The 13612-nt window shown below is 56.3% G+C and carries 13 protein-coding genes and 1 other annotated feature; of the genes, 7 read left to right on the forward strand and 6 right to left on the reverse strand.

Translation table 11 applies throughout. The annotated features are described in order from the left end of the window. Nucleotides 1–25 precede the first annotated feature (25 nt). The 5 genes from citE to SB13_RS11145 all read right to left on the reverse strand — a co-directional run bounded on the left by citE (nucleotide 26) and on the right by SB13_RS11145 (nucleotide 4647). Complete coding sequence (gene citE, locus SB13_RS11125; protein ID WP_026740425.1) at nucleotides 26–901, reverse strand: citrate (pro-3S)-lyase subunit beta; 876 nt, start codon at nucleotides 899–901, stop codon at nucleotides 26–28. Further along, the gene (gene citD / locus SB13_RS11130; protein ID WP_026740426.1) at nucleotides 901–1191 is read right to left on the reverse strand and encodes a citrate lyase acyl carrier protein; all 291 of its coding nucleotides are present in this window, start codon (nucleotides 1189–1191) and stop codon (nucleotides 901–903) included. The genes citE and citD overlap by 1 nt, the downstream gene beginning before the upstream one ends. Nucleotides 1192–1223: 32 nt before the next feature. After that, the gene (gene citC, locus SB13_RS11135; protein WP_026740427.1) at nucleotides 1224–2267 is read right to left on the reverse strand and encodes a [citrate (pro-3S)-lyase] ligase; all 1044 of its coding nucleotides are present in this window, start codon (nucleotides 2265–2267) and stop codon (nucleotides 1224–1226) included. A gap of 72 nt (nucleotides 2268–2339) precedes the next feature. Next, nucleotides 2340–3224 (reverse strand): fumarylacetoacetate hydrolase family protein, encoded by an 885-nt coding sequence (locus tag SB13_RS11140; protein WP_051616527.1) that lies wholly within the window; start codon nucleotides 3222–3224, stop codon nucleotides 2340–2342. 58 nt (nucleotides 3225–3282) lie between these two features. Beyond that, on the reverse strand, nucleotides 3283–4647 hold the full coding sequence (locus tag SB13_RS11145) for a 2-hydroxycarboxylate transporter family protein (RefSeq protein ID WP_026740428.1): 1365 nt from the start codon (nucleotides 4645–4647) through the stop codon (nucleotides 3283–3285). A 428-nt stretch (nucleotides 4648–5075) separates the two neighbouring features. Here SB13_RS11145 and SB13_RS11150 point away from each other — a divergent pair, with 428 nt between their 5' ends. Beyond that, nucleotides 5076–6719 carry an ATP-binding protein gene (locus SB13_RS11150; protein ID WP_026740429.1) on the forward strand — a complete coding sequence of 548 codons (1644 nt, stop codon included), beginning with the start codon at nucleotides 5076–5078 and terminating at the stop codon, nucleotides 6717–6719. Then, nucleotides 6709–7434: a response regulator gene (locus SB13_RS11155; RefSeq protein WP_026740430.1), complete on the forward strand. Its 726-nt coding sequence runs from the start codon at nucleotides 6709–6711 to the stop codon at nucleotides 7432–7434. Before SB13_RS11150 ends, SB13_RS11155 begins: the two co-directional genes overlap by 11 nt. 10 nt (nucleotides 7435–7444) lie before the next feature. Here the strand turns inward: SB13_RS11155 and SB13_RS11160 are convergent, their stop codons facing one another. Continuing rightward, nucleotides 7445–8269 (reverse strand): SDR family oxidoreductase, encoded by an 825-nt coding sequence (locus SB13_RS11160; RefSeq protein ID WP_026740431.1) that lies wholly within the window; start codon nucleotides 8267–8269, stop codon nucleotides 7445–7447. Between the two features lie 192 nt (nucleotides 8270–8461). Beyond that, nucleotides 8462–8584, forward strand: a sequence feature (His leader region). 65 nt (nucleotides 8585–8649) lie between these two features. Between SB13_RS11160 and hisG the strand changes: the two genes are divergently transcribed. The 5 genes from hisG to hisH are packed head-to-tail and all read left to right on the forward strand — an operon-like array spanning nucleotide 8650 to nucleotide 13608. Next, nucleotides 8650–9549, forward strand: coding sequence for an ATP phosphoribosyltransferase (gene hisG, locus SB13_RS11165; protein ID WP_026740432.1), 900 nt, complete (start codon nucleotides 8650–8652; stop codon nucleotides 9547–9549). 5 nt (nucleotides 9550–9554) lie between these two features. Beyond that, nucleotides 9555–10865, forward strand: a complete 1311-nt coding sequence (gene hisD / locus SB13_RS11170; RefSeq protein ID WP_026740433.1) for a histidinol dehydrogenase — start codon at nucleotides 9555–9557, stop codon at nucleotides 10863–10865. Beyond that, a complete protein-coding gene (gene hisC, locus SB13_RS11175) occupies nucleotides 10862–11935 on the forward strand; it encodes a histidinol-phosphate transaminase (RefSeq protein ID WP_026740434.1) in 1074 nt (357 codons plus the stop codon). The genes hisD and hisC overlap by 4 nt, the downstream gene beginning before the upstream one ends. A gap of 15 nt (nucleotides 11936–11950) precedes the next feature. Then, complete coding sequence (hisB, locus tag SB13_RS11180; RefSeq protein ID WP_026740435.1) at nucleotides 11951–13018, forward strand: bifunctional histidinol-phosphatase/imidazoleglycerol-phosphate dehydratase HisB; 1068 nt, start codon at nucleotides 11951–11953, stop codon at nucleotides 13016–13018. Then, nucleotides 13018–13608, forward strand: a complete 591-nt coding sequence (gene hisH / locus SB13_RS11185) for an imidazole glycerol phosphate synthase subunit HisH (protein ID WP_026740436.1) — start codon at nucleotides 13018–13020, stop codon at nucleotides 13606–13608. Before hisB ends, hisH begins: the two co-directional genes overlap by 1 nt. Nucleotides 13609–13612: the final 4 nt, after the last annotated feature.

The raw sequence follows: 13612 nt of genomic DNA on the forward strand, positions 1-13612 counted from the left end.
GTCATTGCTGAAAAAAGGCCGACGTTTACTTACGCACACCGGATGCCTGGGCGCGTTCCACTACCCGGCGGGCATGGTCGATAATCGGCGCGTCAATCATCTTGCCGTTGAGCGAGATGACGCCCAGTCCAGCGCGTTCGCCCTCTTCCGCCGTCTTGATCACCAGTTGGGCGTAGTCCACCTCATCCTGTGTCGGCGCGTAAGCGTTGTGCAGCAATTCAATCTGACGCGGGTTAATCAGCGATTTCCCGTTGAAGCCCAGTTTGCGGATCAGCTCGACCTCACGCAGGAAGCCCTCTTCATCGTTCACGTTGGAGTACACCACGTCGAACGCGTCGATACCGGCCGCACGAGCGGCGTGCAGCACGGCACAGCGAGCATAGAACAGCTCGGTGCCGTCGCCGCGTTCCGTCTGCATATCCATCACATAGTCGAAGGCCGCGAGCGCGATGCCGATCATGCGCTGGGAGGACCGCGCGATAGATACCGCATTGATCACGCCGACGGCGGATTCGATGGCCGCCATGATGCGCGTCGATCCCACTTCTCGACCACACGCTTTTTCAATGCGCACCAGATGCTGTTCCAGCTCGTCGACGTCGTCGGTGGAGTCGGTTTTCGGCAAACGAATCACATCTGCGCCCCCGCGAACCGCGGCTTCCAGATCCAACAAACCGAACGGCGTGCTCAGTTGGTTGATGCGCACCACGGTTTCAATGTCCTGATACATCGGGTGTTGCAACGCGTGGAACACCAGCAGACGCGCCGTGTCTTTTTCTCGCAGAGATACGGCATCTTCGAGGTCGAACATGATGGAGTCGGGTTTATAGATGAATGCGTTGGAGAGCATGGCGGCGCTGGAACCGGGGAGAAATAGCATACTGCGGCGTAATGTCGACATTAGAGTTTCTCCCAATCAATCTGCTGGGCATCCGCTCCGCGCAGGACGGCGCTCTGTACCCGGGCGCGGATTACGCAATCCAGCGCGCCTTTGTCTTCCACGATGATGGTGCCGTCTTTCACGCCCAACGACGTCAGGGTTTCATCGACGACTTTTTTGATTTGATCTCCGAACTGCTTGATGACTTCACTGTTGATCACGACGGTTAACTGACCTTCAGCAGGGGCGACTTTGACCAGCAAATCGCTGGACTCAAAGGTGCCCGCCAAGGCTTCCTTGACAATCTTCATCTTTATTTCCTGCCTGATACATGAAAAGTGAATTACGCGTACTGAGGCTCGCAGTAACGCTGTAAATGCTGCAACGTGGTCGGCGGCACCATGTCCCGAATGGGATCGAGCTGGCGCAGCTTCAAGAGTTTTCGAACTTCCGAGGCGGAGATAGCCCGGCCTGAGTGTTCGCAGGTGCGCTCGATTTCAATCACCTTGAGCGCAGGCGCCTTCACCCTGCCGTCCTGCTCCAGCCAGTAGTGCATATCCTGATTGTATTGATACGTCACCGGACAGAAGGGTTCTGTCCCGACGAAACGCTGGTTGATCCCAAGCGCGGGGGCAATGTATTTGCGGAAAATAATCAGGTCGATGGCCGCGTGGGCCTGGGTGATGAGTTTCTCTTCCTTCAGGAAATAGCCGGGAAAGGTAGCTTTGGAAATCATGTAATCCGAGCCGGGATGTACCGTCAGGTTGGGGATATGTTCAACCCCTTTCTGCACCATTTCCAGCCGCTCGCTATAGGGAAAGAAAGAGACGTCTTCGCGAACGACGAAGATATGCAGCCAGTCGCTGGCGCTGGCGGCCTGTTCGGCCAGATAACGGTGGCCCAGCGTAAAGGGGTTGGCGTTCATCACGATAGAACCGATGCGCTCGCCGGGCTGCCGCAAGGCCGACAGCTTCTGACAGTACTGTTGAATGCCGATCGGCGTATTTTCCATCAGCACCGCCGTCTCGTCGTAGCTGGCGATGGGGTAAAAGCCGCAGCCGCGGAAAATGGCGATGTTGTCGGGCTTGGTGTAGAGAAACAGATGGAACATGCCGCGATCGGCGGCCAGCTGAACGACTTCGTTGACCATCCGCACTCCCAGGTTCAGGTCTCTGAACTCAGGATCTACCGCTACGCATTTGATGGTGTTCGACGCCAGCCCCGCACAGGCCACCAGATGACCGCCATGCCGCCCTATCACAAAGGTGTTCACGTCATTGTCCATGCCTAACTGACAACGTGTCAGAAACGAGTGGATCTCCTCCAGCGTCTCGGCATGGTCTTTGACATCGAGTGTGGTGATAAAGAAAGACGCATCGTCATACATAACGGTAATCCTGCTTCTGACGGCTATTCAACATAACGGCTAAAAATATCCCCGCGCGAACGGGGACCGAATTCAATGGGTGATCGTGGCTGACGAGGGCTGAGCGTCATCGATGCGGCTTTTGGCCTCGGCAATGGTATTGCTCAGCCTGCCGAGATGCTCGATGTCGACCTCGATGCGATCGCCGGGACGCATAAACAGTGGCGGATGACGTTTTTTGCCCACGCCGCCCGGAGACCCGGTGATGATGACATCGCCCGGCGCCAGCGAGGTAAAGGTGCTGATGTACTCAATCAGCTCCGGCACCTTGTGCACCATGTTGCGGGTGTTATCGTCCTGCACCTGGCTGCCGTTAAGATAGGTGTGAATATTCAGCACCTGCGGGTCGGGGATCTCATCGCTCGTCGTCAGATAAGGGCCGAACGCGCCGGTCTTCGGCCAGTTTTTGCCGGCGGTGAACCAGCTGTGCTGCCAGTCTCGTACGGAGCCGTCCATATAGCAGCTGTATCCCGCGACGAACGATAAGGCGTCTTCCCGCGCGATGTTTTGACCGCGGCGACCGATGACCACCGCCAGCTCGCCTTCATAGTCGAACTCGTCCGAGAACTGGGGTTTCAGCACATCGGTCATGTGTCCGGTCTGAGAGTCGGCAAAGCGAACGAACAGCGTCGGCGCCGGGTCGACCTGATCAAACTCTATGCGTTTCGCCGCGTAATTCATGCCGACGCACAAAATTTTCCCAGGATTAACGATAACCGGTAAGAAGGTGACCTCCGACTCCGCCACATCCGGCGCTTCATCGACCAGGGCTTTCGCCGCCGCCAAGCCGTCTCCCGCCAGCAATGCTTTTAAATCCGGATAACGCTGACCCAGTCTGCTGCGCAGGTCAATAAAGCCAGCCGGTGTATAAATGCCGTAGCTGTCTTTTCCGTTATGGCGGTAGCTTGCAAGTTTCATAATGATTCCCGTATTAAAAATAACCTATGCTGATTCACTGCTTTACTGTCGTACTGAATTAAATCAGGAAGTTCCCGAGGACCAGTAACGCCACGGAAACATTAATGGCACCGCCGATGCGGGTCGCAATCTGGGCGAAGGGCATCAGCACCATGCGATTGCCGGAGGTCAGGATGGCCACATCGCCGGTTCCGCCCTGCCCACTCTGGCAACACGAGACAATCGCGACATCGATGGGATACATCCCGATTTTTTTACCGACAAAGAATCCGGTCGCGACCAACGTGACCACCGTGGTGACGATAACGATCAGGTTCGTGATGGTGAAAGCGTGCACCAACTCTTCCCATGGCGTAATCGCGACGCCGACGGCAAACAGAATGGGATAGGTCACAGACGTCTGGAAGAATTTATAAACCACCTGCGATCCTTCCCGAATCCGCGGCGAAACGCCATGCGCCAACTTCACCAACACCGCTGCAAACAGCATGCCAACCGGCGCGGGCAGACCAATGTATTTATGGCCCAGCATGCCCACCATATAGAGCATGATGGCCAGTAAGGCGCCTGCGGCCAGCGCGGTCACATCGATTTTGCCACTCAGTTCGGCCGACAACGCTGTCGTCTTCTTGTCATCGTTCGATTTGCCCGGCAGGAGTTCCCCTTCGCCGGTCAGGTGCGGATAACGCTTGCCGAGCTGATTGAGCATCCCTGCCAGCAGGATAGCGGTCAGGCCACCCAGCATGACGATGGGCAATATTCTTCCCAGCGCCACGCCCTGGTCCATATGCAGCAGGGTCGCGTAGCCGATGGAAAGCGGTATCGCCCCCTCGCCCACGCCGCCCGCCATGATGGGCAGCACCAGGAAGAAGAACACCTGGAATGGATCAAGGCCCAACGCGACCCCGACGCCGACGCCGACCAACATCCCGACAATTTCGCCACACAGCATGGGAAAGAAAATTCTGATGAAGCCCTGAATTAATGTCTCCCGATTCATGCTCATGATGCTGCCGACGATAATGCAGCAAATGTAGAGATAAAGGATGTTGGTGGACTTATAGAACAGGGTGGTAGAGTCAACCACGACCTTCGGCAGCAGCCCATAATATACCAGCGCGGAGGGAATAAAGGTGGCGCAAATGGCCGCGGCCCCCATTTTTCCAATAATCGGCAAACGCTTGCCGAATTCGCCGCAGGCAAAACCGAAAAAGGCCAGCGTCGCCACCATGACGACAATATCGCTGGGCAGCTTGCCGTCCAGACAGTCAAGCGCGATTAATAGACCGATAAGAAGGAATAGCGGCAGAGGAATAATACCGATTTTGTATGTATCTAGTACATACCACCATTTTTCTTTAAGCGAACGCTTCACAGAGCTCTTATCCTTTACAGCGATATATGAATCATCTGTCGTACTCATGCCCATTCCTCCTTATATTATTTTACCAGCCATATTAGGAGGTCAAAAACAATTATTGTGTGATAACCTTCAAATTGAAAAATGAGTTTTAATGGCACTTATGGTTTTTAAAGTTTTAATTATTAATTTGATAAAAAACAAAAGGTTAACAAATTAACATTATTAAACAATTTTCATAATCATGCCGTTAATTTTCATCTCGATATGACTGACGGAAATATCCCCTGATTATGTTATAAAAAGGTAATTAAAATGTTCAACAACAAATTTATTTGCCCACAAATGTCTACATATTTGCCTGTCTATATTAATCCTGCGGATAACTTACCTGTCGGCGCTCACAAGAATGGGCACTGCTTATCCCCTTTCACTTCTTTCATGCTAGATTGAACTTTCAGACAAAACAAACTTGGCGGCGTTAGCGCAACATGGCATTTCGGCTTTCATTTCATCTCAGACTCTTCATTTATCTGATGATTTTTTTCTCCCTGCTATTAGCCATGGGCAGCCTTTATTATTACCGCGCGACATCTCAACGCCTCTACAATGAACTGGGCGGTCGGGCGCAGGTGCAGGCAAAAGAGATCGCCGTGATCCCCACGCTTATCACCAGCGTCAAGCAACGCGATATCCCCGCCATTGACCTTCTCGGACAGAAGTTGATACAAAACAGCGACGCCAGCTTTATCGTGATTGGCGACCGCAGCGCCGTGCATCTTTTTCACTCCTCGGACGCTCAGCTGGTCGGCAGCCAGATGGTGGGCGGGGATAATGCGGAGGTGCTTGCGGGTAAGACGACGATCACCCTACGCCACGGCGGAACCGGCATTTCCCTGCGAAGCAAAGCGCCGATTATGGATGGCGACGAAGTGGTGGGCATCGTTTCCGTCGGCTATCTGAAAACGCATATCGACAGCCTTTCGCTCAGTAATGTCAGCCACGTTCTGCTGGGGATCGTGGCGATTTTCTTCGCGCTGTTCCTGTTTTCATGGGGGTTCTCTCGCAATCTCAAAAAACAGATGTTTGGGCTGGAGCCGCAGGAGATCAAACTGCTGGTCCGCCAGCAGCAGGCGTTGCTCGAGTCCATCGACGAAGGCGTCATCGCCATCGACAAACAGTCGCATATCGCCGCCATCAACCATTCGGCGAAAACGCTGCTGGAGCTGAACGATCCCGCCGTGACGCTACGTGGCAGACCGATAGACGAAGTCATCAAGTCCGTCCCCTTCTTTTCCAGCGATGAGATGTGGACCAGCGATACCCACGACGAAATTTGCCGCTTTAATCATGTGACCGTTATCGCCAGCCGCGTGCGGATCATGCTGGAAGATGAGCTACAGGGTTGGGTCATCAGCTTTCGCGATAAAAACGACCTCCACACGCTGAGCCTGCAGCTCAGCCAGGTAAAACGCTACGCCAACAGCCTGCGGATATTACGCCATGAGCAGTTGAACTGGACGGCGACGCTGGCCGGGCTGCTGCACCTGGAGCGCTACGATGAGGCGATTCGCTATATCGAAGCCCAATCGCAGGGCGCGCAGGCCACGCTGGACTTTATCTCCGTGCGGTTCAGCGCTCCCGCCCTGTGTGGATTACTGCTGGGAAAATACGCCAGCGCGCGCGAGAAAGGCCTGCAGATGCTCTTCGACCCTCGCTGTCAGCTGAAGGCTATCCCCGACGCGCTGCGTGAGACGGAGCTAATGTCGATCATCGGCAATCTGCTGGATAACGCGATGGAAGCCACGCTGGCCAGCCCGCGGCCGCACGAACCGATTGAAGTCTATATTCATGATAATGAGCGGGAGCTGGTGATTGAAATCGCCGACAAAGGCACCGGCATCGCCCCGGAGATAGCCGACCGCATTTTTGACATGGGCGTCACCAGCAAGACCGCAGGCGATCACGGGCTGGGGCTTCATCTGGTCGCAAACTATGTCAATCAGGCCCAGGGGGTGATTGAGGTTTCCGCCAACTCGCCGCAGGGCACTATTTTTTCCGTTTTTATTCCCCGGCATCTTACCGAGACTCACCAGACAGAGACCAACAGGAACACAGAGCATCATGTCAATTGAGAAACCCACGTCGTCGACGGACAAATCGGTCGAAAACTTCGAGGTCCTCATCGTCGAAGATGAAAAACGACTGGCCGACATCCATGCCGAGTTTATTGAAAAGAATTTCAACCTACGCATCGTCGGTATCGCCTCTACGCTGCAGGAAGCGCGGCGATTACTCCAGCAGCATCGTCCCCGTTTAATGCTGCTGGATAACTATTTGCCGGATGGCGAAGGCATCTCGTTGATTGAAAGCGAACTCATGAAAGGAATGAACTGCTCGGTCATTTTCATCACAGCCGCGAGCGATATGGACACCTGCGCACAGGCGATCCGCTGCGGCGCGTTCGATTACATCATCAAGCCGGTTTCCTACCCGCGGCTGCGATCATCGCTGGAGCGCTTTATCCAGTTCGTGAAGGCACAGTACACCTACAAATACGTCGATCAGCGGAATGTCGACGTCCTGTATCAGCTCCAGTCAAGCGCCGCCCCCACCGGATCGACAGTGAAAGGCATCGAGGAAAACACCCTGAATTTGATCCAGCAGATCTTCCATGACGCCCCGGACACGCTGTTTTCAGTCGACGAGGTGGTCGCCCGAACGGGACTGAGTAAGACCACCGCCCGCCGTTATCTGGAGCACAGTCTGGAGAATCATTTTCTCGATGTGCAGATGCTGTACGGCAAAATCGGTCATCCCCGACGCCTGTACCGCAAAAATAACGGCTAGAGAGGGTCTGTCAGTTGAGCGGGATCGTCATCGGGTCTGGATGCAAGTACTCGAATCCCAGTTCGCGACAGATAAGCTGCCCATCGACGAGGCGTGCCGCCGCCGGATCGCCCGCCAAAAATCGGGGCGGGTCCAGATGCAGGCGCTGCGCCTGTGCGGTATAGAAAACGTCCCGGGAGGGATGCAGCGGCGCGCACAGGTTGTAGAGATGTCCGCCGTGCGGCAGCTGCAACAGCAGGAGAATGGCCGCGACCACATCCTCCTGATGAACCAGATTGACGCCGTGACTGCCATTCGGCACGTCGTGTCGCCCGGCCAGAAAACGTCCCGGATGGCGTTCCGCGCCCACCAGCCCGGCGAGGCGCACAATATCCACCTCCGTATTCGGCAGCGCGTGCAACCACTTTTCCAGCTCAACGATGCTTAGCGCCGTCGCGGTATCAGGCTGCAGCGGGCTGCTCTCCTTGACGATGCCTTGCGTCCGTCCGTAGACCGACGTCGTACTGGTAAACACAATACGGGGAACGCCGTGGGCCAGCGCGCTGTTGACGACCGCCTGAACCGCCTCCAGATAGCCAGCCCCCTCTTGGGACACTTTACTCGGCGGCAACGTCACAATCAGCGCATCCGTTTTCAGCAGCGCTTCCAGTTCACGGGCTTCGCACTCAGGCGCCGGCGTCAGACGCAGGCGATAACATTCAATCCCTACGTTGCGTGCCGCCTCTACCCCGTCATCCGTGGTTTTGCTTCCGGCCACCTGATAGCCGCGCCCCATTAACGCCAATGCCAGCGGCATGCCCAGCCACCCTAACCCGATAATCGACACTTTTTTCATTTCACGCTCCCGCCCTGACCGGCTTGTTTCCACCTACTATCCACGCTCAATTAACCATAGCAACACCAAATGCCCACGGAGAGGTAAAAAACGGTTGCACAATCGATACGACTTGGTTTAGGTTAAGTCCAACACGAGAATTAAATCATCGACATTAGTGGACTATATTATGTTAAGCGTTCTGTTCAACCACCATCATCACCATCACCCTGACTAGTCTTTCAGGCGATTGGTGCTGGAAGACGGTTAGATCTTCCAGTGGCGCAGAACGTTAAAGAGAGCCCTCGGAAGATCATCTTCCGAGGGTTTTTTTATGGCCCCCGTTTTTAAAAAAGAAGCCTGCATCAACAGGCACATCAGACAGGAAAATTGAGGTTTATATGCTGGATAAAACACGTTTACGCATCGCGATGCAGAAATCAGGCCGTTTGAGCGACGAATCTCGCGAGTTACTGGCCCGCTGCGGTATTAAAATCAATTTGCAGCAGCAGCGTCTCATCGCTTTCGCTGAAAATATGCCCATCGATATCCTGCGCGTTCGCGATGACGATATCCCGGGGCTGGTCATGGACGGCGTCGTCGATCTGGGCATCATCGGCGAAAACGTGCTGGAGGAAGAGTTACTCGACCGTCGCGCTCAGGGCGAAGACCCGCGTTACTTTACGCTGCGCCGGTTGGATTTCGGCGGTTGCCGCCTGTCGCTGGCAATGCCGCTGGATGAGGAGTACACCGGTCCTCAATGCCTGCAAAACAAACGCATCGCCACCTCATACCCCCACATCCTTAAGCAATACCTCGATAAACAAAACATTAATTTCAAATCCTGCCTGCTGAATGGCTCCGTTGAAGTCGCGCCCCGCGCGGGACTGGCCGACGCCATCTGCGACCTGGTTTCGACCGGGGCCACGCTGGAAGCCAACGGTCTGCGTGAAGTCGAAGTGATTTACCGCTCCAAAGCCTGCCTGATCCAGCGCGATGGCGAAATGCCCGCAGAGAAACAGGAGTTGATCGACAAACTCCTGACCCGTATGCAAGGGGTGATTCAGGCTCGCGAATCCAAATACATCATGCTGCACGCGCCCAGCGAACGTCTGGACGAAATCATCTCGCTGCTGCCGGGCGCCGAACGTCCCACCATTTTGCCGCTGGCCGGAGAGAAAAGCCGCGTCGCCATGCACATGGTGAGCAGCGAAACCCTGTTCTGGGAAACAATGGAAAATCTGAAAGCGCTGGGCGCCAGCTCTATTCTGGTGCTGCCGATTGAGAAAATGATGGAGTAATCACCATGGCGAACAGCTTCGAAACACTCATTGATTGGCAGACCTGTTCAGAACCAGAGCGGCAACAGCTGCTGACACGCCCGGCTATTTCCGCCTCCGGCCAGATCACCGCCATCGTCAGCGACATTCTGGATCGCGTGAAAGTCGAAGGCGACAGCGCTTTGCGCGACTTTAGCGCCCGATTTGACAAAACGCAGGTGGACAACCTGCGCATCAGTCAGCAGGACGTTGACGCAGCGGCCGATCGTCTGGGCGATGACATTAAGCAGGCGATGGCGATTGCCGTACGCAATATCAAAACGTTCCACGAAGCGCAGCAGCTGCCGCCAGTGGACGTCGAAACTCAGCCAGGCGTTCGCTGTCAGCAACTCACCCGCCCTATCGCCAACGTGGGGCTTTATATCCCCGGCGGCTCGGCGCCCTTGCTGTCTACCGTACTGATGCTGGCGACCCCGGCGACGCTGGCGGGCTGCAACCGCGTCATCCTGTGCTCGCCGCCGCCGATTGCCGATGAAATTCTGTATGCGGCGCAGCTGTGCGGCGTGCAGGAAGTCTTCCAACTGGGCGGCGCGCAGGCCATCGCTGCCATGGCGTTCGGCACCGAAAGCATTCCGAAGATGGATAAGATCTTTGGCCCCGGCAACGCCTACGTGACCGAAGCCAAACGTCAGGTCAGTCAGCGTCTGGACGGCGCGGCAATTGATATGCCCGCCGGTCCTTCCGAAGTGCTGGTGATCGCCGACAGCGGCGCAACGCCGGACTTTATCGCTTCCGACCTGCTCTCTCAGGCCGAGCACGGTCCGGACTCGCAGGTGATTCTACTGACGCCGGATCGCGACCTGGCTCAGGCCGTCACCGTGGCGGTGGAACAACAGCTGAGTCAGCTTCCGCGCCGCGAGATCGCCGCTCAGGCGCTGGCGAGCAGCCGCGTGATCATCGCCCGCGACCTGGCTCAGTGCGTTGAGATCAGCAACCAGTACGGCCCGGAGCACTTGATTATCCAGACCCGCAATGCGCGCGATCTGGTCGACGATGTCATCAGCGCCGGTTCCGTCTTCCTTGGCGACTGGTCGCCGGAATCGGCGGGCGACTATGCCTCAGGCACCAACCACGTGTTGCCGACCTATGGTTATACCGCCACTTACTCCAGTTTGGGACTGGCGGACTTCCAGAAACGGATGACCGTTCAGCAATTAACGCCGCAGGGCCTGCTCGCGCTGGCGCCCGCGATTGAGGTGATGGCGCAGGCAGAACAGCTGACCGCCCACAAAAACGCCGTCTCCCTGCGCGTCGCCGCCCTAAAGGAGCAAGCATGAGCATCGACAATCTGGCACGTGAAAACGTCCGTCAGTTGACGCCCTACCTGTCGGCCCGCCGACTGGGCGGCAGCGGCGACGTCTGGCTAAACGCCAACGAATATCCTCAGGAGCCGGAATACCAGCTCACGCTGCCGACGCTGAACCGTTATCCGGAATGCCAGCCGAAGCAGGTTATCGAACGCTACGCGGGCTATGCAGGCGTCCGACCGGAGCAAGTGCTGGCTAGCCGCGGGGCGGATGAAGGCATCGAACTGCTGATCCGCGCCTTCTGCGAACCCGGTAAAGACGCCATTCTATTCTGCCCGCCGACCTATGGCATGTACGCGGTCAGCGCCGAAACGTTTGGTGTCGAACGCCGCATGGCGCAGAGCACCGCGGACTGGCAGCTGGATATGGACTCGATCGAACGTCAGCTCGACAACGTCAAGGTGATCTACGTTTGCAGCCCGAACAACCCAACGGGCAACCTGGTCAACCCGGAAGATCTGCGCCGCCTGCTGGCACTGGCGCAGGACAAGGCGCTGGTCGTTATCGATGAAGCCTACATCGAATTCTGCCCGGAGGCGTCTACCGTCAGTTGGCTGGCAGACTATCCTCATCTGGTGATCCTGCGCACGTTGTCCAAAGCATTCGCGCTGGCAGGGCTGCGCTGCGGCTTCACACTGGCGAACGAAGACGTTATTCAGCTGCTGTTGAAGGTGATTGCCCCCTACCCGCTCTCTTTGCCGGTCGCGGACATCGCCGCTCAGGCGTTGAGCGACGCGGGTATCGCCAAAATGAAGAAAAACGTCGCCGGGATACTGGAAAACCGTCGCTGGCTGGCCGACGCGCTGCGGCCGCTCGACTGCGTGGAATCGGTTTTTCCCAGCGAAAGCAACTACCTGCTGGTGAAGTTCGACCCGACGACCCAGGTGTTTAAATCTCTGTGGGATCAAGGCATTATTCTGCGCGACCAAAATAAACAGCCCGGGCTGGCCGGCTGCCTGCGTATTACCGTCGGCACCCGCTACGAATGCGAACGCGTTATCGCGGCCCTGCAGGCGCTTTCCGGCATCACCACCGCTTAATCTTGAGGAACGATTGTGGGATTGAAATACCTTTTTATCGACCGTGACGGCACACTGATCGCCGAGCCCCCTGAGGATTATCAGGTCGACCGGCTGGACAAACTGGCGCTGGAGCCGAATGTCATTCCCTCGCTGCTGGCGCTGCAAAAGGCTGGCTTTAAACTGGTGATGATCACGAATCAGGATGGCTTGGGCACCGCCAGCTTCCCGCAGGAAGACTTCGATCCGCCGCATAACCTGATGATGCAGATCTTCTCCTCTCAGGGGATTGCCTTCGAACGTGTATTGATTTGCCCGCACCTGCCGTCCGACAACTGTGACTGCCGCAAACCGAAAACGGCGCTGGTTGACGCTTTCCTGAAAGACAACGTGATGGACAGCGGCAACAGCTATGTCATCGGCGATCGGGAAACGGATATCGAACTGGCGAAAAACATGGGGATCACCGGTCTGCGCTATCAGCGAGACGGGCTGAACTGGGCTGATATCGTCACCCAATTGACCCGCCGCGACCGTCACGCGCACGTCAGCCGGGTGACGCGCGAAACGGCCATCGACGTCAACGTCTGGCTTGACCGTGAGGGAGAGAGCAAAATCAGCACTGGCGTCGGCTTCTTCGACCATATGCTGGACCAAATTGCCACTCACGGCGGATTCCGCATGCAGGTTGAAGTCAAAGGCGATCTGTACATCGACGACCACCACACGGTAGAAGACACCGCGTTGGCGCTGGGCGAAGCGTTGAATAAGGCGCTTGGCGATAAACGCGGTATTGGCCGCTTCGGTTTCGTGCTGCCGATGGACGAATGCCTGGCTCGCTGTGCGCTGGATATCTCCGGTCGCCCGCACCTCGAATATAAAGCGGAATTCAACTATCAGCGCGTGGGCGATCTGAGCACGGAAATGGTCGAACACTTCTTCCGTTCGCTTTCTTATGCGATGGCTTGCACGTTGCACCTCAAGACCAAAGGCCGCAATGACCACCACCGCGTCGAAAGCTTGTTTAAAGCCTTCGGCCGCGCGCTGCGTCAGGCTATTCGTGTCGAAGGCGATACGCTGCCGAGTTCGAAAGGAGTACTGTAATGGACGTGGTGATTCTGGATACCGGCTGTGCCAATTTGTCCTCCGTGGCCTATGCGGTGAAACGTTTGGGCTATGATCCGGTCATTAGCCGCGAGTCGGACGTGGTACTGCATGCCGATAAGCTGTTTCTGCCGGGCGTCGGTACGGCACAGGCCGCGATGAATCAGTTGAAAGAACGCGATCTGATCGACCTGATTAAGGCCTGCACCCAGCCCGTTTTGGGCATCTGTTTAGGTATGCAGCTTCTTGGCAGCGCCAGCGATGAGAACGGTGGCATCGACACGCTGGGCATCGTGGATGCGCCCGTGCTGAAAATGGAAGACAAAGGCCTGCCTCTGCCGCACATGGGATGGAATCAACTGACCTCACAGGCGGGCCACCGCCTGTTCCGCGATATCCCTGAAGACGCTTACTTCTACTTCGTGCACAGCTACGCAATGCCGGTCTGCGCCGATACCATCGCTCAGGCTCAATACGGCGACGCCTTTACGGCAGCCGTGCAAAAAGAGAACTTCTATGGCGTGCAGTTCCACCCGGAACGTTCCGGCGCCGCCGGCGCTCAGTTGCTGAAAAACTTTCTGGAGATGTAAACGA

This window comes from Lonsdalea quercina subsp. quercina, from assembly GCF_000688695.1.
Lineage (GTDB): Bacteria > Pseudomonadota > Gammaproteobacteria > Enterobacterales > Enterobacteriaceae > Lonsdalea > Lonsdalea quercina_D.